Source organism: Methylobacterium sp. 142-1Y, from assembly GCF_057747795.1.
In genome coordinates this window covers 193,675-215,000 of sequence record NZ_CM173224.1, presented here as the reverse complement: position 1 = coordinate 215,000, position 21,326 = coordinate 193,675, and the positions used below count along the sequence as shown (strand labels likewise).

The 21,326-nt window shown below is 69.3% G+C and carries 13 protein-coding genes, 2 tRNA genes and 2 rRNA genes (1 of these 17 running past the window's edge); 3 read left to right on the top strand and 14 right to left on the bottom strand.

Features of this window, described 5'->3' with window-relative positions:
- From AC3AOF_RS00940 to fabD, 14 genes are all read right to left on the bottom strand, one after another.
- Positions 1-301: ribosomal RNA gene (locus AC3AOF_RS00940) — 23S ribosomal RNA — on the bottom strand; it reaches 2,516 nt to the left of the window's first position.
- A gap of 266 nt (positions 302-567) precedes the next feature.
- Positions 568-643, bottom strand: a tRNA-Ala gene (locus tag AC3AOF_RS00935).
- A gap of 39 nt (positions 644-682) precedes the next feature.
- Positions 683-759, bottom strand: a tRNA-Ile gene (locus tag AC3AOF_RS00930).
- Between the two features lie 155 nt (positions 760-914).
- Positions 915-2,398 (bottom strand): 16S ribosomal RNA (locus AC3AOF_RS00925).
- The 16S and 23S rRNA genes sit together here with 2 tRNA genes alongside, the layout of an rRNA operon.
- A 342-nt stretch (positions 2,399-2,740) precedes the next feature.
- Positions 2,741-3,364: a biliverdin-producing heme oxygenase gene (locus AC3AOF_RS00920; protein ID WP_488347441.1), complete on the bottom strand. Its 624-nt coding sequence runs from the start codon at positions 3,362-3,364 to the stop codon at positions 2,741-2,743.
- Positions 3,361-5,955: a histidine kinase dimerization/phosphoacceptor domain -containing protein gene (locus AC3AOF_RS00915; protein ID WP_488347440.1), complete on the bottom strand. Its 2,595-nt coding sequence runs from the start codon at positions 5,953-5,955 to the stop codon at positions 3,361-3,363. Before AC3AOF_RS00915 ends, AC3AOF_RS00920 begins: the two co-directional genes overlap by 4 nt.
- Positions 5,956-6,080: 125 nt before the next feature.
- Entirely contained in the window at positions 6,081-7,472 is a 1,392-nt protein-coding gene (locus tag AC3AOF_RS00910) for a dihydrolipoyl dehydrogenase (RefSeq protein WP_488347439.1), read from the bottom strand.
- A 96-nt stretch (positions 7,473-7,568) separates the two neighbouring features.
- Positions 7,569-8,249 carry a guanylate kinase gene (gene gmk / locus AC3AOF_RS00905; protein WP_488347438.1) on the bottom strand — a complete coding sequence of 227 codons (681 nt, stop codon included), beginning with the start codon at positions 8,247-8,249 and terminating at the stop codon, positions 7,569-7,571.
- Between the two features lie 136 nt (positions 8,250-8,385).
- On the bottom strand, positions 8,386-9,261 hold the full coding sequence (locus AC3AOF_RS00900) for a YicC/YloC family endoribonuclease (protein ID WP_236992433.1): 876 nt from the start codon (positions 9,259-9,261) through the stop codon (positions 8,386-8,388).
- Between the two features lie 115 nt (positions 9,262-9,376).
- Positions 9,377-10,786, bottom strand: a complete 1,410-nt coding sequence (gene mltG, locus AC3AOF_RS00895; RefSeq protein WP_488347437.1) for an endolytic transglycosylase MltG — start codon at positions 10,784-10,786, stop codon at positions 9,377-9,379.
- A 419-nt stretch (positions 10,787-11,205) separates the two neighbouring features.
- Entirely contained in the window at positions 11,206-12,462 is a 1,257-nt protein-coding gene (gene fabF, locus AC3AOF_RS00890) for a beta-ketoacyl-ACP synthase II (protein ID WP_488347436.1), read from the bottom strand.
- A gap of 164 nt (positions 12,463-12,626) precedes the next feature.
- The gene (locus AC3AOF_RS00885; protein WP_236992436.1) at positions 12,627-12,863 is read right to left on the bottom strand and encodes an acyl carrier protein; all 237 of its coding nucleotides are present in this window, start codon (positions 12,861-12,863) and stop codon (positions 12,627-12,629) included.
- A 249-nt stretch (positions 12,864-13,112) separates the two neighbouring features.
- The gene (gene fabG / locus AC3AOF_RS00880; protein WP_236992437.1) at positions 13,113-13,850 is read right to left on the bottom strand and encodes a 3-oxoacyl-[acyl-carrier-protein] reductase; all 738 of its coding nucleotides are present in this window, start codon (positions 13,848-13,850) and stop codon (positions 13,113-13,115) included.
- 13 nt (positions 13,851-13,863) lie between these two features.
- A complete protein-coding gene (gene fabD, locus AC3AOF_RS00875; RefSeq protein ID WP_488347435.1) occupies positions 13,864-14,799 on the bottom strand; it encodes an ACP S-malonyltransferase in 936 nt (311 codons plus the stop codon).
- Between the two features lie 540 nt (positions 14,800-15,339).
- On the opposite strand from fabD, the gene rpoZ reads away from it, so the two are divergent.
- The 3 genes from rpoZ to AC3AOF_RS00860 all read left to right on the top strand — a co-directional run bounded on the left by rpoZ (position 15,340) and on the right by AC3AOF_RS00860 (position 21,325).
- Entirely contained in the window at positions 15,340-15,750 is a 411-nt protein-coding gene (rpoZ, locus tag AC3AOF_RS00870) for a DNA-directed RNA polymerase subunit omega (protein ID WP_060848248.1), read from the top strand.
- Between the two features lie 250 nt (positions 15,751-16,000).
- Positions 16,001-18,232 carry a RelA/SpoT family protein gene (locus AC3AOF_RS00865; protein WP_236992439.1) on the top strand — a complete coding sequence of 744 codons (2,232 nt, stop codon included), beginning with the start codon at positions 16,001-16,003 and terminating at the stop codon, positions 18,230-18,232.
- A 462-nt stretch (positions 18,233-18,694) separates the two neighbouring features.
- Entirely contained in the window at positions 18,695-21,325 is a 2,631-nt protein-coding gene (locus AC3AOF_RS00860) for a DNA translocase FtsK (protein ID WP_236992440.1), read from the top strand.
- Position 21,326: the final 1 nt, after the last annotated feature.

Here is a 21,326-nt window from a genome sequence, read left to right as displayed (position 1 = left end):
GCTCGCCACTACTGACGGAGTCTCGTTGATGTCCTTTCCTCCGGGTACTGAGATGTTTCAGTTCCCCGGGTTCGCTTCAAACCCCTATGAATTCAGGATTTGATACCTTCTCGAACCATCGTAGCGCAGGCCCACGGTTTCCCATGAACCCACGATACGGTGGCTGAAGGTGGGTTTCCCCATTCGGAGATCCTCGGATCAAAGCTCGTTCGCAGCTCCCCAAGGCTTATCGCAGCGTACCACGTCCTTCATCGCCTCTCAGCGCCAAGGCATCCACCAGATGCTCTTAAGGCACTTGATCGCTCTCATGATCGGTGTCCGGCGGTGAGCGACAGCCTTAGCTGTCGTCACCACCATCCACGGTCACGATAAAGACCGGCAGCAGGTTCTTTCGAACCCGCTGCCTTATGCTTGCCGAACGCACCCAGGTCCGCCGCTTTCGCAACGGCCCGGGCACATTCCCTCTTCACGATGTCAGATATCCGCAGCCACCCGCTGATGCGTCGATGGTGCGAAGCTCTTTGATCCGGACGACCCTCGACCTCACTGCCGATTGGCAGGGGAGGGTGGTGGAGCTGGACGGGATCGAACCGACGACCTCATGCTTGCAAAGCACGCGCTCTCCCAACTGAGCTACAGCCCCGTGGGACGCCGCTCATCGGCAGAGGTTATCTCCTGATCCTGGTGGGCCTGGGACGACTCGAACGTCCGACCTCACCCTTATCAGGGGTGCGCTCTAACCACCTGAGCTACAGGCCCGTCGCTTGGCTTACCGCCCAGCGTGTCCGGATGATGAGAAAGAGAAACGAAGACGGCGCGTCCCGCCAAATGGGCTCCGACTGAGCCCTGATTCCAATGACGCCGTACGAGGAGAGGACCGGCGAACCGATCGTCCTGACAAACAGCATCCTTAGAAAGGAGGTGATCCAGCCGCAGGTTCCCCTACGGCTACCTTGTTACGACTTCACCCCAGTCGCTGACCCTACCGTGGTCGCCTGCCCCCTTGCGGTTGGCGCAGCGCCGTCGGGTAAGACCAACTCCCATGGTGTGACGGGCGGTGTGTACAAGGCCCGGGAACGTATTCACCGTGGCGTGCTGATCCACGATTACTAGCGATTCCGCCTTCATGCACCCGAGTTGCAGAGTGCAATCCGAACTGAGACGGCTTTTGGGGATTCGCTCCAGGTCGCCCCTTCGCTGCCCATTGTCACCGCCATTGTAGCACGTGTGTAGCCCATCCCGTAAGGGCCATGAGGACTTGACGTCATCCACACCTTCCTCGCGGCTTATCACCGGCAGTCTCCCCAGAGTGCCCAACCAAATGATGGCAACTAGGGACGTGGGTTGCGCTCGTTGCGGGACTTAACCCAACATCTCACGACACGAGCTGACGACAGCCATGCAGCACCTGTGTGCACGCCTCCGAAGAGGACAACGGATCTCTCCGCCTAACATGCCATGTCAAGGGATGGTAAGGTTCTGCGCGTTGCGTCGAATTAAACCACATGCTCCACCGCTTGTGCGGGCCCCCGTCAATTCCTTTGAGTTTTAATCTTGCGACCGTACTCCCCAGGCGGAATGCTTAATGCGTTAGCGGCGCCACTGACCTGCATGCAGACCAACGGCTAGCATTCATCGTTTACAGCGTGGACTACCAGGGTATCTAATCCTGTTTGCTCCCCACGCTTTCGCGCCTCAGCGTCAGAACCGGACCAGACAGCCGCCTTCGCCACTGGTGTTCTTGCGAATATCTACGAATTTCACCTCTACACTCGCAGTTCCGCTGTCCTCTTCCGGTCTCAAGCCAACCAGTATCGAAGGCCATTCCGTGGTTGAGCCACGGGCTTTCACCCTCGACTAAATCAGCCGCCTACGCGCCCTTTACGCCCAGTGATTCCGAGCAACGCTAGCCCCCTTCGTATTACCGCGGCTGCTGGCACGAAGTTAGCCGGGGCTTATTCCTCCGGTACCGTCATTATCGTCCCGGAGAAAAGAGCTTTACAACCCTAAGGCCGTCATCACTCACGCGGCATGGCTGGATCAGGGTTGCCCCCATTGTCCAATATTCCCCACTGCTGCCTCCCGTAGGAGTCTGGGCCGTGTCTCAGTCCCAGTGTGGCTGATCATCCTCTCAGACCAGCTACTGATCGTCGCCTTGGTGAGCCGTAACCTCACCAACTAGCTAATCAGACGCGGGCCGATCCTTCGGCAGTCAAGCCTTTCCCCATAAGGGCGTATCCGGTATTAGCTCAAGTTTCCCTGAGTTATTCCGAACCGAAGGGCACGTTCCCACGCGTTACTCACCCGTCTGCCGCTGACCCCGAAGGGCCCGCTCGACTTGCATGTGTTAAGCCTGCCGCCAGCGTTCGCTCTGAGCCAGGATCAAACTCTCAAGTTGAAGAGCTGATCATAGCTGATCACAACATAAACGGAGGCTCACGACCGACCGGCGTTTCCACCAATCGTGTGAGCACCGAAACGTCAGATCAGCATCATCCTACTCACAGCTGGTTCGCGAAGAACCAGCCCGCAGGGACGACGCCGTCCACGCTTCTCTTTCTCGTATGAACTTGTCAAAGAGCGACCCGATCGAAACCGGGGTATCATCGGCAAAAACGGGACCAGCGCCTGACCAAGGTCAGGCTCACCGGCCCAGACTGTCTCGAAGATGGCTCAGCGACCGGTCCGCGGGAGCGGCCGGCGCCGATGGGCTGGGGTATACGGGCCACCTCCGGACCCGTCAACCCCTTGGCGAAACTTTCGCGACAGGGCCCCTCCCCTCTTCGTCCAGGGCCGGGACAGCTGTGGCGCAGAGCCAGTGCCGCATGGCGTCGAAGGTCGCGGTCGCCGAGATCACGATGGCATCGGCCTCGCCGCGTGTCGCCTCCTCGGCCAGGCGCTGGCGAAAAGCCTTCCACATCGCGCCGGTCTCGCGGCCATGCGCGGCGTAGTAGCGGCAGCCGCACTCCGCAGTGAGCCCGAGCTGGCGCCCGATATGTTTGGCGATCACCTGGCCGCCGAGGGTCGAGCCCTCCAGGACGTAGAGGGCGCCGAAGGCCTCGGCCCGGTCGCGCGGCGGGGCGAGGCGCGGGCACGGCAGAATTTGGATCGTCGCGTCGTCGAAACCGAGGATCCGCAGGTCGGCGGCGAGATGCGCGAGGCGCCGACGGGGATCGAAGAAGGGTGCGTCGTCGAGGGATGCGGCGAGGGCCGGCTCCAGCACGGCGTGGAACCCCCAGAACCGGGCGAGGAGCGCGCGGTATTCGGCCAGGGTCGCGACGCGGGTTTCCCAGGCGAGGTCGCGCTCGATCGCCTCGTGCGCCGGCCTGGTTTCGGCCCGCAGGCGCTCCAGGATATCGCTCACGCGGTGACCGTGAAGCAGGCGCCGGGACAGTTCTCGACCTCGAGCCGGGCGTTGATCTGGTCGAGCATGGCGCGCACCAGCTTCATGCCGAGACCGGTGCCGCGGGCCGGGACGTTCTGCCAATCGACCGGCAGGCCCTTGCCGTCGTCGCAGACCGAGAGCCGCACCCGCCCCTCCGCCTCGCTGGCGACCCGCACCGCGATGCGGCCGCCGGCTTCGGCGAAGGCGTATTTGAAGGCGTTGGTGATCAGCTCCGTGGCGATCAGCGAGAGCGCCACCGCCTTGCGGTAGGGCACCATCAGGCCGGGCTCGGCATCGAGATCGACCGCGTGCCCCTCCCCCGCCATGCCGGCGAGATCGGCGCAAAGATTCTCGATCGTCTGGCCGAGATCGACCTCCTCGACGCTCTCGGCCTGGTACAGGCTGTCATGGACCCGCGCCACGCTCATCACCCGGGCCGCGGTCTCGGCGAAGGCCGCCTGCGAGGTCGGGTCGGTCACCTGGCGGCGCTGCATCTGCAGGAAGGCGGAGACGATCTGGAGGGAGTTCTTGACCCGGTGGTCGATCTCGCGGGTGAGCAGGTCCTTCTGGGCGAGGAGGCGTTCCTTGTCGGCCAGCAGCCCGGTCAGCTCGGTGATCTTGCGCTGCTGGCGCAGGACCACGCCTTCCACCGCCTGGGCCAGGGCCTCGGCGATGGCGACCTGCCAGGGGGCGAAAGGCTCCGAGACGCCGCGGCGCTCCTCGACCCAGCGCTCGAACGAGCGCCGGGGCAGCACCGCCACCGGGCCGCTGCCGGCGAGGACGGGCTTTCGCGGATCGCCGCCCCAGGTGACGGTGCTCGGCATCTCGGGCCGGAACCACAGCAGCAGGTGGCGCCGCTCGGCATCGACGAACACGGCGAGGAGCCCGCTGGCCTGTTCGGCGAAGGGCGCGCTCGGCGGATGGGCGGCGGCGAACTCCGCCGTGGCGTAGCTGGCGCGGTCCGCCGGCAGGGTGGCGCGCAGCCAGGCGGCGACCGCCAGGATCGCGTCCGGCGGCGGGGTCCGTCCGAGGCTGCGCACGGATCCGTCCGAGACGGTGGCGGCGCCGCCGGCCTCGAACAGGTCGAGGAGGGTGTGGGTGTTCTCGGTGAGCGCGCTGACGAAATCGTCCGAGCGGGCGAGCTCGCGCACCAGGTCGCTCTCCAGCGCCAGGTGGGCCTGCTGCTCCTGCCACAGGCGCCGGCTCTCGAGTTCGTGGACCCGCATCGCGAAGGCGTCGGCGAGCACCGTGGCGGCGGCGCGGGTCTCCGGCGCGACGTAGTGCGGCCGGCGATGATGGCCGATCATCAGCCCCCAGAGCCGCCCCTCGACCAGGATGGAGATCGACATCGAGCCGTTCACGCCGAGATTGCGCTGATACTCGAGGTGGATCGGCGACAGGCTGCGCGCCTGGGCGAAGGTGAGGTCGATCGGAGCATTCGCGGTCGTCGGCGTCGCCACGAGGGGCACCGGCACGTAGTCGCGGTCGATGACGAAGCGGCTCTTCGAGCGGGTATAGAGGGCACGGGCCTGGGCCGGGATGTCGGAGGCCGGGAAATGCAGACCGAGCAGGCTGCGGGTCCAGGACGGGTCCTTGTCCTCGGCGATGGCGGCACCGTTCCAGTCCGGATCGAAGCGGTAGACCAGGATGCAGTCGAAGCCGGTCAGCGCCCGGGTCTCGCGGGCCGCCACCGCGGCGGCGTCCTCCAGCGTGCCGGCGCCGCGCAGGCGGCTGATGGCGAGCTCGGTGTCGAGCTGGCTCGCGGAGCGGAAATCCTCCGGATGGGCCGGCGCCAGTTCGAGCTCGACGATGATGCGGTCGCCGTTGCGATGGGCCACCACCTCGACCGGCAGGCCGTCGGTGGCGGGCAGGACGAGGCGCTGGCGCAGGGTGCGGCCGGGATCGACGCCGTCTCCTTGCAGGGTCTCGCGGATCCGGTCGGCGAGGCTGCCCCCGAGCAGGGCGGCGAGGTCGAGCCCGAGGGGGTCCCGGTCGAGGGCGTCGCGGACGTTGCCGCTGCAGGCCACGACGGTCAGGGTGTCGCGGTCGGCGGCGACCAGCACGGCATGGGGCTGGATCGCCCCCGGGATGTGGATCGGCTCCTGCTCGCACAGGCGCGGATCGACCGGCTCGGCCCGCACCCGCTGGCTCACCGCCGCCTGCACCGCCTCGCGGCTATGCCCGTGCTCCAGCGTCTCCACCGGCTCGGTGACGATCCAGTAGCGGTCGGGCGTGGCGGCCTGGCGCAGGGTGATCCGCACCTGCATCGGCCGGGGATCGAAGCCGTAGACGAAGGAGAAGCTGTGATCGAGCCGGCCCCGGCGCACGCCCTCGCGGAAGCGGCCGTAGAAATGCGGCAGGTGGGTGCAGGGCGCGACGTCGGTGAAGAAGTTGCGGCCGATCACCCGCTCGGGCGCGCGGCCGGAAAAAACGCTCTCGGCCCGGTTGTAGAGATGGATGATCCCGCGCCCGTCGATCTGGATCACGCCCTGGCGCAGGCGGTCGAGGTCGGGCGGCGCCAGGGCGTCGAGATCGATCGTCGGAGCCGTGGTCGGGTCGGGCAAGGTCACGGCATTTCCAACGAAGCGATGGCCCGAGAGTGGTGCGCCTTCGGCGGCCGGTCCGGCACTTTAGATAATTCCCAACCTGAACGAAACCGCAACGGGTGATCGCCCGGCCGGACGGCGCCGCATTGTCACCGTGTACCGCCGGTGCGCTCGGCCACCGCCTTGACGGCGCTCTGCAAGCCTTCCTCCAGGGTCGGGTGATAGAAGGGCCGGTCGAGAAAGGTCGCAGCGTCCCAGCCTTCCTGCACGGCGATCGCCATGAGGTGAGCGAGATGCTCGACCCCCGGCCCGATCATCGCGGCGCCGATGAGCCGGCCGTCCGGCTCGGCATAGACCCGGATCAGGCCGGCGGCCCGGTCCATCGCTCGGGCGCGGCCCTGATCGGCGAAAGAGGCCTCGCCGATGACCCAGTCGCGGGCGGCTTGCGCATCGAAGGCCCTGCCCACCGCCGCGATCTGCGGATCGGTGAAGACCAGGGCGAAGGCCGGCCAGGGCGGCGGCGCCTCGACCTGGGGGAAGCGAGCGGCGTTGCCGCCGGCGATCCAGCCCTGGCGCTGGGCCTCGTGCAGGACCGGGTGCTCCTGGTTGGCATCGCCCGCGATGAAGATCGGGGCGGTGCCGCATTGGAGCGTGCGCGGGTTGAAATCCGGCAGGCCGTCCTCGTCGAGGGCGAGTCCCGCGGCACCGAGATCGAGGTCGGCGAGGTTGGGCGGCCGGCCGGCAGCGGCGAGCACGCGCGCGAAGGTATCGCTCGCCGTCTCGCCGGATTTGCGGCGCCAGGTCAGCCGGATCCCGTCGCCCACCACCTCGGCCTTCTCGACGGTGGCGCCGAGATGCAGGGTGAATTCGGACCCGATCAGCGCGGCGGCGCAAGTCCCGACCTCCGGGTCGCGGCCGCCGCCCACGGCGTCGCCCGGATCGAGCACCGTGACCTGGACGCCGAGGCGGGCCATCGCTTGCGCGAGTTCGAGGCCGACCGGGCCGGCGCCGAGCACCGCGAGCGAGTCGGGCAGGGTCTCGATCTCGAACAAGATGTCGGTGGTGAGCACCCGGTCGGCGACCGGGCGAAGGGGCGGCGGCAGGCTCGGGGTCGAGCCGGTGGCGACGACCACCGCGCCGGCGCTGATCCGGGTATGATCGTCGACGAGGAGGGTCGTCGGGTCGGTGAAGCGCGCGGTGCCGCTGACGCGCAGATCGGCGGAAATCCGGTCGAGCCCCTCAAAGACGGAGGCGACGAAATCGTCGCGCAAGGCGCGCACGCGCTCCATCACCGCCCGGCCGTCGACCCGGACCTCGCCGGTCGTGACACCGAAGGATCGGGTCCCGCGCGCGTCGTGGGCGGCGCGGCCGGCCTCGATCAGCAGCTTCGAGGGCATGCAGCCGACCCGGGCGCAGGTGGTGCCGCCGGGGCCGCGCTCGATCAGCACGGCGCGGGCTCCGGCCTTGGTGGCCGCGGCGTGGGCGGCGATCCCGGCGGTCCCGGCGCCGATGATCGCCACGTCGCAGGCCAGTTCACGCATCGCTCGTCCCCTTGGGCTGCCCGGCGCGGCAGGAGCGGCGACGTAGCGGATTCGACGGGGATCCAACTTGCATCGCGGGCGATTCGTTCCCGCGCGTCAGGTTTTCGATGTCCCCGATGCGTCCCGGCCCTCGGCGAGGAGGCCGCTCACGAAGCCGGCGAGGCCGGTCTGGCGCTCGCGCCGCAGGTGCTCGGCGGCGAGGATCGCCTCCAGGGTCTTGAACGAGCGGTCGAGGTCGTCGTTGACCAGGACATAATCGTATTCCGACCAGCGCTCGATCTCGGTGCGGGCGTTGAGCAGGCGGCGCTCGATCGTCTCGGCGGAATCCTCGGCCCGGCGCTCCAGGCGGCGGCGCAGCTCGGCCATGCTCGGCGGCAGGATGAAGATGGTGACGACGTCGTCGCGCAGCTTGCCCCGGACCTGCCGGGTGCCCTGGTAGTCGATGTCGAAGATCATGTCGCGGCCGGCGGCCAGCGCCCGCTCCACCGGGCTCCGCGGCGTGCCGTAATAATTGCCGTGCACCTCGGCCCATTCGAGCAGGTCGTCGCGCTCGCGCAAATGCTCGAAGGCGTCGCGGTCGATGAAGCGGTAATGCTGGCCGTCGATCTCGGACGGGCGGCGGGCCCTCGTCGTGACCGAGACCGAGAGTTCGAGGCCCCATTCGGGCCGCTGGGCCAGGGCCCGGGTCAGGGTGGTCTTGCCCGCCCCCGAGGGCGAGGAGAGGATCAGCACCAGGCCCCGGCGCGCCACCGGTGTGGTCAGGAGTTCGGAGCCCATCGTCGCCACCATCGCGTTGCATCACCTTCTCGCCGGCACCGACGCGCGGCCGGCTTTCCGATTCTTCCCTTCCCATGCCGTCCGCCCGGCGGGCGCGCAACCGGGGAGAGGGCGACGGGCCGGGGAGAGATATCCCCTACTCGACGTTCTGGACCTGCTCCCGGAACTGCTCGACCACCGCCTTGAGGTCGAGGCCGATGCGGGAGAGCGACACGTCGTTGGCCTTGGCGCAGAGCGTGTTGGCCTCGCGGCCGAGTTCCTGGGCCAGGAAGTCGAGCCGGCGCCCGACGGCGCCCCCCGTCGCCAGGAGATCGCGCGCGGCGGACAGATGCGCGCGCAGGCGGTCGATCTCCTCCCGCACGTCGGCCCGGGCGGCGAGCAGGACCGCCTCCTGGTGCAGGCGGGCCGGATCGAAGCTGGCGACCTCCATCAGGCTCGCGACCTGCGCGGCGAGGCGGGCCTTGACCGCCTCGGGCTGCCGGGCCGGACAGGCCTCCGCCGCCTCGACGAGGTCGGCCATGGCGGCGAGCTGGCCGCCGACGATCTCGGCGAGCGCCCGCCCTTCCGCGCGGCGGACCTCGACCAGCGCCGCGACCAGCCGGAGGGCCGCCGCCGCGAGGTCGCGCCGCAAGGCCTCGTCGTCGCCCGCATCCTCCTCGACCTCGACCACGCCGCGCAGGCTCAGGAGCCCGTCGACGGAGGGGAGCGTGATGCCGAGAGGCATCGGCACCCGGGTGACCGCCTCGGCCAGGGAGGCGAGCAGGGTCTCGTTGATCCGCACCCTCGGTGCGGATTCGGTCCGCGACAGGGTCAGGGTGAGGTGGCAGGTACCGCGCCCGAGGCGCTTCTGCACCAGGGCCCGGGCCTCCTCGCCGACGGCATCGAGGCCGGTCGGGACCCGGACCCGGACCTCCAGCCCGCGGCCGTTGACGCTCTTGAGCTCCCAAGCCCAGTGCGCGGGTCCGGTGGTTCCGGTCTCGCGGGCGAAGCCGGTCATGCTGGCGATGGACATCGGGCGCTCTAAGCAGGTGTCGCGAGAGTGGCCGCCGGCTTCGCGAGGGAACCGGCGGCACGACGGGGGTCTGACGTCATGGCGGACTCGCGTCGGTACGCCGACGCGAGTCCGGTCAGGGGTTGCGCGACCCGGGCGTGCCCTTGGGCTGCGACAGCACCGGGACGGTCTTGGGCGAGTTCAGGTCGTAGGTCCTGTTGCGCAGGGGGTCGCGGGCGGTCCCTTCCGAGGCGTCGAAGGCACGCGAGCGGGCGCCCGGATTCGCGTCGCCGCCGTCATAGGCGAGCGGCGCGCCGGGCAGCCCCGTGCGCGACGGCAGGGCCGAAGGCAGGGCCGAGGGATCGGCCTGCGGCGGCGGCTCGACCTTGTCGACGCCGATCGTCGAGGCCGGATCGGAAGCGGCCTTCGCCTTCTCGACCTGGCGCCAGCGGGCGACGTTACGGTTATGCGCCTCCAGCGTCTCGGCGAAGACGTGGCCGCCGGTCCCGTCGGCGACGAAGAACAGCTCCTTGGTGCGCGAAGGGTTCGCCACCGCCTCGAGCGCCGCCCGGCCCGGATTGGCGATCGGTCCCGGCGGCAGGCCCTCGATCGCGTAGGTGTTGTAGGGCGTCACCCGGTCGATCTCGGAGCGCAGGATGCCGCGCCCGAGGGTGCCGCGCCCGCCGACGAGGCCGTAGACGATGGTCGGATCGGATTGCAGCCGCATCCGCTTCTGAAGGCGATTGACGAACACGCCGGCGACCCGCGGGCGCTCGTCGGCCCGGCCGGTCTCCTTCTCGACGATGGAGGCCAGGGTGACCATCTCCTGGGGCGTGCGCACCGGCACGTCGGGCGAGCGGCGGGCCCAGATCTGGTTGAGCACCTCGCGCTGCTTGGTGCGCATCAGGTTGAGGATCTTCTGGCGGGAATCGCCGCGCTCGAACTTGTAGGTGTCGGGCAGCAGCGAACCCTCCGGCGGGGTCTCGTTGATGTCGCCGGTGAGGATGTCGTTGTCGTTGAGGCGGGCGACGATCTGCTCGCTCGTCAGGCCTTCGGGGAAGGTGATGGCGTGCTGTACCGGCCGGCCCTGGACCAGCACGTCGACCACGTCGTCGATGCTGGCATGGGCCTTGAAGTTGTACTCGCCGGCCTTGAGCGCCGCCTTGCGGCCGAAGCGGGCGGTCAGCTCGAATAGCATCGGATGGGCGATCACGCCCTCGCGCTGGAGGAGGTCGGCCATCTCGCCGACGCTGGAGCGGGGCACGACCACCACCTTGTCGGCCTGAAGCGGGCCCGCCTCGTTGGTCTGGCGCTCCAGGACGACGAGGCCCAGGATGGCCCCGATCCCGAGGATGACGAACAGGGTGAGGAAGCCGCTCACCGCGGAGAGCAGGCCGCCGCGTTCGCGCACCGGCTTCTCGGGCGGGGGCGGCGCGGCGGTCGGCTTGATGGCCTCGCTCGGGCTGCGCGGGGCGAGCCGGTTCGGCGGGCTGACCGGCTCCGGCGCGCTCGGCGCCGGGTCCTGCGTCTTCGATCTGCGAAACATGGCGGTCCTGTCGTGGCGCGTCCGGGAAGCCGGCCGTGGACGCGCATGCCGGCCCGAGAGGGCGGAAAGCGATCGAGACCCTAGCAAGTTTTATGGCGAAATGGAGCCGAGGCGCCCTGGAAGCCACATGCAAGAAAGCCCCTCCGCACCGGCGAGAGGGGCTTTTGACAGTTCGGCGATGGGCTTGAGGCCCGGATTCCGGCTCGCTCCAACCTGGGTTCACCCCCCCCGAGTCATTCCGGGGCCGCGAAGCGGAGCCCGGAATCCAGACACTCGGGTTCGTCAGGACAGGGCGATCGGCGCCCCGCTCGATTCTGTTCCACCTGTGGTTCTGGATCCCGGGCTCCGCTGCGCGGCCCCGGGATGACGCGGAGGGTGTCAGACCGGACAGCGGACTTGGACAGGCCCGCAGCGATCGTTCACACCCGCCGCAGGATCAGCGACGCGTTGGTGCCGCCGAAGCCGAAGGAGTTCGACAGGGCGATGTCGACCTTCCGCTTCTGCGCCTTGTGCGGCACGAGGTCGATCGCGGTCTCGACCGAGGGGTTGTCGAGGTTGAGGGTCGGCGGCACCACCCCGTCGCGGATGGCGAGAACCGAGAAGATCGCCTCGATGGCGCCGGCGGCGCCGAGCAGGTGGCCGGTCGCGGACTTGGTCGAGGACATCGCCACGTCGGTGGCGTTGCCGAGCAGGCGCTCGACGGCCTTCAGCTCCAGCTCGTCGCCGAGGGGCGTCGAGGTGCCGTGAGCGTTGATGTAGTCGATCTCGGACGGCGTGATGCCGGCGCGCTTCACCGCCGCGCTCATGCAGCGGAAGGCACCGTCGCCGTCCGGCGAGGGCGAGGTGATGTGGTAGGCGTCGCCCGAGAGGCCGTAGCCGATCACCTCGGCATAGATCTTGGCGCCGCGGGCCTTGGCGTGCTCGTATTCCTCGAGCACCACCACGCCGGCGCCCTCGCCCATCACGAACCCGTCGCGGTCGCGGTCGTAGGGGCGGGAGGCGCGCTGCGGCTCGTCGTTGAAGCCGGTGGAGAGCGCCCGGCAGGCGGCGAAGCCCGCGAGCGAGAGCCGGTTGATCGGCGATTCGGCGCCGCCGGCCAGCATCACGTCGGCGTCGCCGAGGGCGACCAGGCGCGCGGCGTCACCGATCGCGTGGGCGCCGGTGGAGCAGGCCGTCACCACCGAGTGGTTCGGACCCTTCAGGCCATGGGCGATCGAGACCTGGCCGGAAGCCAGGTTGATGATCCGGCCCGGGATGAAGAACGGCGAGATCCGCCGCGGCCCCTTCTCGAACAGCGTCACCGAGGCATCGTAGATGCCGCCGATGCCGCCGATGCCGGAGCCGATGAGAACGCCGGTGGCGCACTGGTCCTCGTGCGAGGCCGGGTGCCAGTCGGCGTCGTCGAGCGCCTGGCCGGCCGCCGCCATCGCGTAGACGATGAAGGGGTCGACCTTGCGCTGCTCCTTGGCTTCCATCCAGCGATCGGCGTTGAAGGTGCCGTCGCTGCCGTCGCCGAGGGGGATCGAGCAGGCGATCTTGCACGCCAGATCCGAGACGTCGAAGGCCTCGACGCGGGCGGCACCGCTTTGCCCCTCGATGAGGCGGCTCCACGTGACGTCGACGCTGCTGCCCAGCGGCGACACCATTCCGAGGCCCGTGACGACGACTCGACGCATCGCGTTATCCCGACCCGATCCCATGACGGAAGCGTTCTACCTGCTAGAGCATTTTCCGACGAAGTGGACACCGGTTCGTCGACGAAAATGCGGCAAAATCAATGATCTAGAGCACCATTCGATCGCAGCGCGATCGGATGTTGCTCTAGCGGAAGACGCGGCGATCAGGCGGCGTTCTTCTCGAGGAACTTGATCGCGTCGCCGACCGTCTGGATCGTCTCGGCGGCGTCGTCCGGGATCTCGACGTTGAACTCTTCCTCGAACGCCATCACCAGCTCGACGGTGTCGAGGCTGTCGGCGCCCAGATCGTCGATGAAGTTCGCGTTCGGGGTCACCTTCTCGGGCTCGACGCCCAGGTGATCGACGACGATCTTCTTCACCCGGTCCGCGATATCGCTCATCGTGTAGATCCTTGAGTTACTGCTCGTGGCACTGTCCGGAGCCGCCGCGTGCGGGCGGAGCCCCGGGGAGAGTCGTGATGCGGCCGGCGCACCGGTCGCGCATGTCGTGGAAAAGCCGCGGGCGGCCGATCCGTCAATCCCCTCGCACGGCCGGCGGGTGCTTAACACAGGGATTTAGCCCTGGCGAGGGCCGCTTCACCCCCGGTTAAGAAACCGTGCCTCCCGGCTGGGGAATGTGCTCGGGATGCCTTAGAACATCGCCATGCCGCCGTTGACGTGCAGGGTGTGCCCGGTGACGTAGGCCGCCTCGTCGGAGGCCAGATACACGGCCGCCGCGGCGATCTCGGCGCCCTCGCCGAGGCGCCCCATCGGCACCGTGGCGAGGATGCCCTCGCGCTGCTTGTCGTTCAGCACGTCGGTCATCGGCGAGGTGATGAAGCCCGGCGCGATGCAGTTCACGGTGATCTTGCGGCTCGCCACCTCGGCGGCGAGCGCCTTGGTCAGGCCGACGAGGCCGGCCTTGGCCGCCGCATAGTTGCCCTGGCCGGCATTGCCGGTCGCGCCCACCACCGAGCCGACATTGATGATCCGGCCGTAGCGGCGCTTCATCATGCCCTTGACGGCCGCCCGCGACAGCCGGAACGCCGCCGTCAGGTTCACGGCGATCACGCTGTCCCACTCCTCGTCCTTCATCCGCAGGAAGAGGTTGTCGCGGGTGATGCCGGCATTGTTGACCAGCACGTCGAGCCCCCCGAGCGCCGCCTCCGCCGCCGGCACCAGGGCCTCGACCGCCGCGGTGTCGGACAGGTTGGCCTCCAGGACGTGGACGCGCTCGCCGAGTTCGCCCGCCAGCGCCTCCAGGGCCTCGCGACGGGTGCCGGAGACCGCGACGTGCGCGCCCTGGGCATGAAGGGCCCGGGCGATGGCGCCGCCGAGGCCGCCGGTGGCGCCGGTGACGAGGGCCTTGCGGCCGCTGAGGTCGAACATGACGGTCACTTTCTCAGAGCGTGAAGGCCGCGACCTCGGCCGGGGCGCCGACCGGCGTGGCCGAACTCCCCGCCGCGATGCGCTTGACGAGGCCCGACAGCACCTTGCCGGTGCCGATCTCGTAGAAGGAATCGACGCCGGCCGCCGCCATCGCGGCGACGCATTCGCGCCAGCGCACGGTGCCGGTGACCTGCTCGACGAGGGCCGAGCGGATCGCCGCCGGATCGCTGATGGGAGAGGCCAGCACGTTCGCCATCACCGGGACCGCGGCGGGGTGCAAGGTGACGGCGTCCAGCGCGGCGCGCATCGCCTCGGCGGCGGGCGCCATCAGGCTGCAATGGAAGGGCGCGGAGACGTTGAGCATCACCGCGCGCTTGGCGCCGCGGCCTTGCGCCAGGGCAACCGCCCGCTCGACCGCCGCGCGGTGGCCCGACACCACGACCTGCCCGGCGCCGTTGTCGTTGGCGACGTCGCAGACGTCGCCCTGGGCCGCGTCCGCCGCGACCTCGGCCGCCGCCTCGACGTCGAGGCCGAGCAACGCCGCCATGGCGCCGGAGCCCACCGGCACCGCCTTCTGCATCGCTTCGCCGCGCAGGCGCAGCAGCCGCGCCGTATCGGCCAGCGACAGGCTGCCGGCGGCGGCGAGCGCGCTGTACTCGCCGAGCGAGTGGCCGGCGACGTAGGCCACGTCCCGGGCGAGATCGAGGCCGCGCTCGGCCTCCAACACCCGCAGCACCGCGATGCTGGAGGCCATCAGGGCCGGCTGGGCGTTGGCGGTGAGGGTCAGTTCCTCGACCGGGCCTTCGAACATCAGGCGCGAGAGGTTCTGGCCCAGGGCCTCGTCGACCTCGGCGAAGACGGCGCGGGCGGCGGCATGACTTTCAGCGAGGGCGGAGCCCATGCCGACGGCCTGGCTGCCCTGGCCCGGAAAGATGAAGGCGCGCGACACGTGCGGGGTGCTTCCTGCCCTGGATTGAGTCGATGCGGCTGCGGGACGCAGCGATTGGGCGGCGCCAGTCGCAGAGCGGCAAGCGGTAGTCAAGCGTGGCTGGAGGGTAAAAATGCATGGCCGCGTTCGGGAGAATCGTGCGGGCTGGATATCGTCGCTCCGGCGGTCCTCTGCGGAGGCGGGGCTGTACGGCGGAAAGAAGTGGCGCGGGTTTCCCCCTCCCCCCTTCTGCGGAGGAGGGGGCCTCGCGGATGCGAGGCGGAGAGGGGTCGACGCTTCCGGAGAGGTCGCGACCTTGGTGACGGGCTCCCTCCAAACCAACGTCGCGCTGCCCCTCTCCCGGCCTACTCCGTAAGCCACCCTCCCCCGCAGAGGGGGGGAGGGTTACCCGCGCCGTGCACTTTACCCGACTGCCCTGCACCCGACTGCCCTGCAAAGCCTCACATCCTCCGGGCTCCACCGACGCTTGTTGCAAAACGGCATCTCGTGTAGGGAGGCCGCTACTCCGAGATTTTCGTTTGACCAAGGAAGGGGTCGCGCATGGCTCGCGTCACCGTTGAGGACTGCATCGACAAGGTCGAGAACCGCTTCGAGCTGGTGCTGCTCGCCGGCCACCGCGCCCGGCTGCTCTCCTCCGGCGCTCCCCTCACCATCGACCGCGACCGCGACAAGAACCCGGTCGTGGCCCTGCGCGAGATCGCCGACGAGACCATCACCCCGGACGACCTCAAGGAGCAGCTGATCCACTCGCTCCAGAAATACGTCGAGGTCGACGAGCCGGAGGCCGAGACGGTTCCGCTGCTCTCCAGCTCGCCCGCCGCCGCCGCAGTGGCGCCGCAGGGCTCGGGCGACGGCGACGACATCCAGTTCGACAAAATGAGCGAGGAGGACCTGCTGCGCGGCCTCGAGAACCTCGCGCCCCCGACCGAGACCGAGGAGGAAGGCGACTAAGCCTTCTGTTAGCACCAGCACGACCCGAACCCGGCCCCTCGGCCGGGTTTTTTCGTGCCCGCCCTGCGCAAAGCGGGGCTGCCGCGACGTTTAGGGGCTGGCGCGGCCGCCGGTTCGGCTCGATATTTGATTTTGGGACCTCCACCAGCGTCGTCGGCGTTCAGCGCAACCGGCTTAGATCCGGCACGCCGCGACGCCTCCGCCGGCCGTGTGCCGGCGGCTCTTACGCGCCTAAGGAGACCAACGGCGGATGATGCGCCAGTACGAGCTCGTCGAGCGGGTCAAGGCCTACAATCCCGGCGCCGACGAGGGGCTGCTGAACCGGGCCTACGTCTACGCGATGCGGGCGCACGGCACGCAGAAGCGCGCCTCGGGGGATCCGTTCTTCGCCCACCCGCTCGAGGTGGCGGCCATTCTCACCGACCTGCGGCTCGACGACGCCACCATCGTGGCGGCGGTGCTGCACGATACGGTGGAAGATACCGCCGCGACGCTGGACGAGATCAACCGGGTCTTCACCCCGGAGATCGGCCGGCTCGTCGACGGGCTCACCAAGATCAAGCGCCTCGATCTGGTCTCGAAGCGCGCCGCGCAGGGCGAGAACTTCCGCAAGCTCCTGCTCGCCATCGCGGTCGACGTGCGGGTGCTGCTGGTCAAGCTCGCCGACCGGCTGCACAACATGCGCACCCTGCAGCACATGCCGGCGGAGAAGCGCGCCCGCATCGCGCAGGAGACCCTCGACATCTACGCGCCGCTGGCGAGCCGCATGGGCATGCAGGAGCTGCGCGAGGAGCTGGAAGACCTCTCCTTCGTCAATCTGAAGCCCGACGTCTACGCGACGATCGCCAAGCGGCTGTCCGACCTCTCGGCCAAGTCCGAGCGGCTGGTCGAGAGCATCGAGCGCGACCTGATCGCCAAGCTGGCGAATGCCGGCATCACCGCCACCGTCAAGGGACGGCAGAAGCGCCCCTACTCGATCTGGAGCAAGATGGAGCGCAAGTCGGTCGCGTTCGAGCAGCTCTCCGACATCTTCGGGTTCCGGGTCATCGTCGACGAGGTCGATACCTGCTACCGGGCGCTCGGCGTGGTCCACACCACCTGGCCGATGGTGCCGGGGCGCTACAAGGATTACATCTCGACGCCCAAGCAGAACGATTACCGGTCGATCCACACCACGGTGATCGGGCCGAAGAGCCAGCGCGTCGAACTCCAGATCCGCACCACCGAGATGGACGAGATCGGCGAGTACGGCATTGCCGCGCATGCCCTCTACAAGGACGGCGCACCGCATCTCGCCACCGAGAGCGGCGCCTATCAATGGCTGCGCCGCACCATCGAGCTGCTCGCCGAGGGCGACAGCCCCGAAGAGTTCCTGGAGCACACCAAGCTCGAACTGTTCCAGGACCAGGTCTTCTGCTTCACCCCGAAGGGCCGGCTGATCGCGCTCCCCCGGGGCGCGACGCCGATCGATTTCGCCTACGCGGTCCATACCGACGTCGGCAACACCGCGGTCGGCGCCAAGATCAACGGCCGCATCGCCCCGCTTCTCACCGAGTTGCAGAACGGCGACGAGGTCGAGATCGCCCGGGCCGACGGCCAGATCCCGCCGGCGGCGTGGGAATCCCTCGTCGTCACCGGCAAGGCCCGCGCCGCGATCCGGCGGGCGACCCGCTCGGCGGTGCGCCGCCAGTATGCGGGCCTCGGCCGCCAGATCCTGGACCGCGCCTTCGAGCGCGCCGGCAAGAACTTTTCCGACGAGAAGCTGCGCGGCGCCCTGCCGCGGCTCGCCCGCCAATCGACCGAGGACGTGTTCGCCGCGGTCGGACGGGGCGAGATGTTCTCCGGCGACGTCGTGAAGGCGGTCTATCCCGACTACAAGGACGAGCGCCGCGCGGCGGCGAGCCAGCCCGCTCCGGGCCAGCCCCGCCCGCACGTCAACGGCGCCGGACGCCTGTCCCTCGACAAGGACCAGACGGTGCGGCTGACCTGGCCGGGCAAGGCGCCGGGAAAGGAGGGCGCGCCGGACGAAAGCGCGATCCCGATCCGCGGCCTCGACCGCGACGTGCTGGTGCGCTTCGCGCCCGATGGCGGCGCGGTGCCGGGCGACCGGATCGTCGGCATCCTCACCCCCGGCGAAGGCGTGACGATCTATCCGATCCAGTCGCCGGCTTTGGCCGCCTTCGACAACGAGCCCGACCGCTGGCTCGACGTGCGCTGGGACGTGGACGGCGCCTCCAACCAGCGCTTCCCGGCCCGGCTCGCCCTCCAATCGATCAACGAACCCGGCAGCTTCGCCCAGATCGCCCAGGTGATCGCCGACCACGACGGCAACATCGACAACATCTCGATGAAGCGGCGGACCCAGGACTTCACCGACGTGACGATCGACCTCGCGGTCTGGGACCTGAAGCACCTCAACGCCATCGTGTCGGAGCTGAGGGCCAAGCGCGTGGTGAGCCGGGTCGACCGCGTGAACGGGTGAGCGGGCGCCCCGCTAGAGGGGCCCCCGTACCCGGGCCGGGCAGAGCTGTCCGGCGAAAGAAGTAGCGCTGATTTTCCCCTCTCCCCGCGGGCGGGGAGAGGGCCGAGCCCTCGTTCAGAGGGAGCGGCAAGCCCGCAGGGCGAGGGTGAGGGGGTGTTTCCGAAGGAGTCTCATCCGGAAACACCCCCTCACCCTCGCTGCGGCTTTCGCCTCCGCTTCTTTCGTCCCCGACGAGGGGGACGAAAGCCTCTCCCCGCCCGCGGGGAGAGGGGAATATCAGCGCCCCTTCTCTACCCCGGACGACCATGCGGGCGGGGGATCGGTGAGTGAGGAAATCGGTGCGAGACCAGCGCATTCGCGCCGCTCTCCCGCATCGCGGCAAAGCCCGGTTAGCCTTAAACGGCCATTAACCGCCCCGCCGCATCCTCACCGTCCAGTTCCGCGTTCCCGGTTTTTGTCCGCATGCGTTCGCTTCGTCGCTCGGCATCGCCCTACGATGGCCTCATCGACACGCTCCGCGCGTTCCTGACGCGGCGGGCGACGGAGGTCACCGGCCTCGCCCTGCTCGTCGGGGCGGCGTGCTTCACGGTCGCCCTGGCGACCTGGTCGATCGACGACCCGAGCCTCAACCACGCCACCTCCCGGACGGCCCGCAACCTCCTCGGCTTCGGCGGGGCGGTGGTGTCGGATCTCGGCATGCAGCTCCTCGGCCTGGGGGCGCTGGCCTTCGCGCTGCCGCCGGCGGTATGGGGCATGCGGTTGCTGCGCACCCACCGGCTGGCGCGGCTGCAATTGCGGCTGGTGCTCTGGGTCATCGGCTTCGGGGCGGCGAGCGGCATGGCGAGCGCCCTCCCCCCGACCGCGCGCTGGCCGCTGCCGACCGGCCTCGGCGGCGTGGCGGGCGACGCGCTGCTGGGCGCCGCCAAGGCGATCGCCGGCCCGGCCGGGGCCTTCGCGGGCTTCCTGTACGCAGCCATCGCGGTGGTCAGCCTGACCGGCGCCTGCGGCTTCGGGCTGATCGAGGACGAGGAGGCCGACGACGAGGCGGAATCCTACGCGCCGGTGGTGAGCCGCTACGACGAGCGGCAGCCTCGCCGCGGCGCAGCGCAATCCCACGACGACGAATCGCCCGGGCTCGGCCTCGCCTCGCTCGGGGCCCTCGCCCATCTGGCGATCAGCGCCCGCAGCGCCGTGGCGCAGAAGATCGAGTCGGTCCGCGACGGCTCCTGGCGCCACGGCGCCGCCGATCCCTATGCCGGCAACTCGCCGGCGCTCGCCGCCCGCCGTGCCTTCGCCGAGCCCGGCGAGGCCTGGGACGAGCCCGAGGCTCCGGTCGAGCGTTCCGCCAAGCCCGGCACTGCCAAGCCCGGCACTGCCAAATCCGGCCGCCGCGAGCCGGTCTTCGCCGAGGGCGCATCACGCCGGGTCGAGGGCGCCCCGCGCCGGGCCGACGCCGCGCTGGACGACGAGCCGGGGGACGAGGACGACGACGCGATGGACGCCCCGCGCGGCCGCGTCGCGCCCCCTGCCCCGCCGATCCAGACCCGGCGCGCGCCGGCGCCCGGCCCGGCCTCGCCCGATTCCTACGAACTGCCCGCGCTGACGCTGCTCGCCGAGCCGCGCCACCCGGCGCCGAGCGCCGCGGTGTCGACCGATGCGCTCGAGCAGAACGCCACCCTGCTCGAATCGACGCTGGAGGACTTTGGGGTCCGCGGCGAGATCCTGGCCGTGCGCCCGGGTCCCGTCGTCACGCTCTACGAGCTGGAGCCGGCGCCCGGCACCAAGTCGAGCCGCGTCATCTCGCTCGCCGACGACATCGCCCGCTCGATGTCGGCCATCTCCGCCCGCGTCGCCGTGGTCCAGGGCCGCAACGCCATCGGCATCGAATTGCCGAACGCCAAGCGCGAGACCGTGTACCTGCGCGAGCTCCTGGCCTCCCCGGCCTTCGCCGAGACCAAGCAGAAGCTCGCGCTCTGCCTCGGCAAGAATATCGGCGGCGAGGCGATCATCGCCGATCTCGCCCGCATGCCCCACCTGCTGGTCGCCGGCACCACCGGCTCGGGCAAGTCGGTCGCGATCAACACCATGATCCTGTCGCTGCTCTACCGGATGACCCCGGAAGAGTGCCGCCTGATCATGGTCGATCCCAAGATGCTGGAACTGTCGGTCTATGACGGCATCCCGCACCTGCTCTCGCCGGTCGTCACCGATCCCAAGAAGGCGGTGATCGCCCTCAAATGGGCGGTGCGCGAGATGGAGGAGCGCTACAAGAAGATGTCGAAGCTCGGCGTTCGCAACATCGACGGCTTCAACGCCCGGGTGGCGGAGGCGCGGGCGCGCGGCGAGGTGATCACCCGCACCGTCCAGACCGGCTTCGACCGCGAGACCGGCGAGGCGATCTACGAGGACGAGATGATGGATCTCGCGCCCCTGCCCTACATCGTGATCGTGGTCGACGAGATGGCCGACCTGATGATGGTGGCGGGCAAGGACATCGAGGGCGCGATCCAGCGTCTCGCCCAGATGGCCCGCGCCGCCGGCCTGCATCTGATCATGGCGACGCAGCGCCCGTCGGTGGATGTCATCACCGGCACGATCAAGGCGAATTTCCCGACCCGGATCTCGTTCCAGGTGACCTCGAAGATCGACTCGCGGACGATCCTGGGCGAGATGGGCGCCGAGCAGTTGCTGGGCCAGGGCGACATGCTGTTCATGGCCGGCGGCGGCCGGACGACCCGGGTCCACGGCCCGTTCTGCTCGGACGACGAGGTCGAGCAGGTCGTGGCCCATCTCAAGCGCCAGGGCCGCCCGTCCTACCTCGAGGCGGTCACCGCCGAGGAGGGCGAGGAGGAGGCCGACGCTCCGGTCATGGACCAGGGCGGCTTCGGCGACCCGTCGGCCGATGTCTACGACCAGGCGGTGGCGGTGGTGCTGCGCGACAAGAAGGCGTCGACCAGCTACATCCAGCGCCGGTTGCAGATCGGCTACAACCGGGCGGCCTCGCTGATGGAGCGGATGGAGCGCGAGGGCATCGTCGGCCCCGCCAACCATGCCGGAAAGCGCGAGATCCTGCTGGAGGAGCAGGACGGCTGAC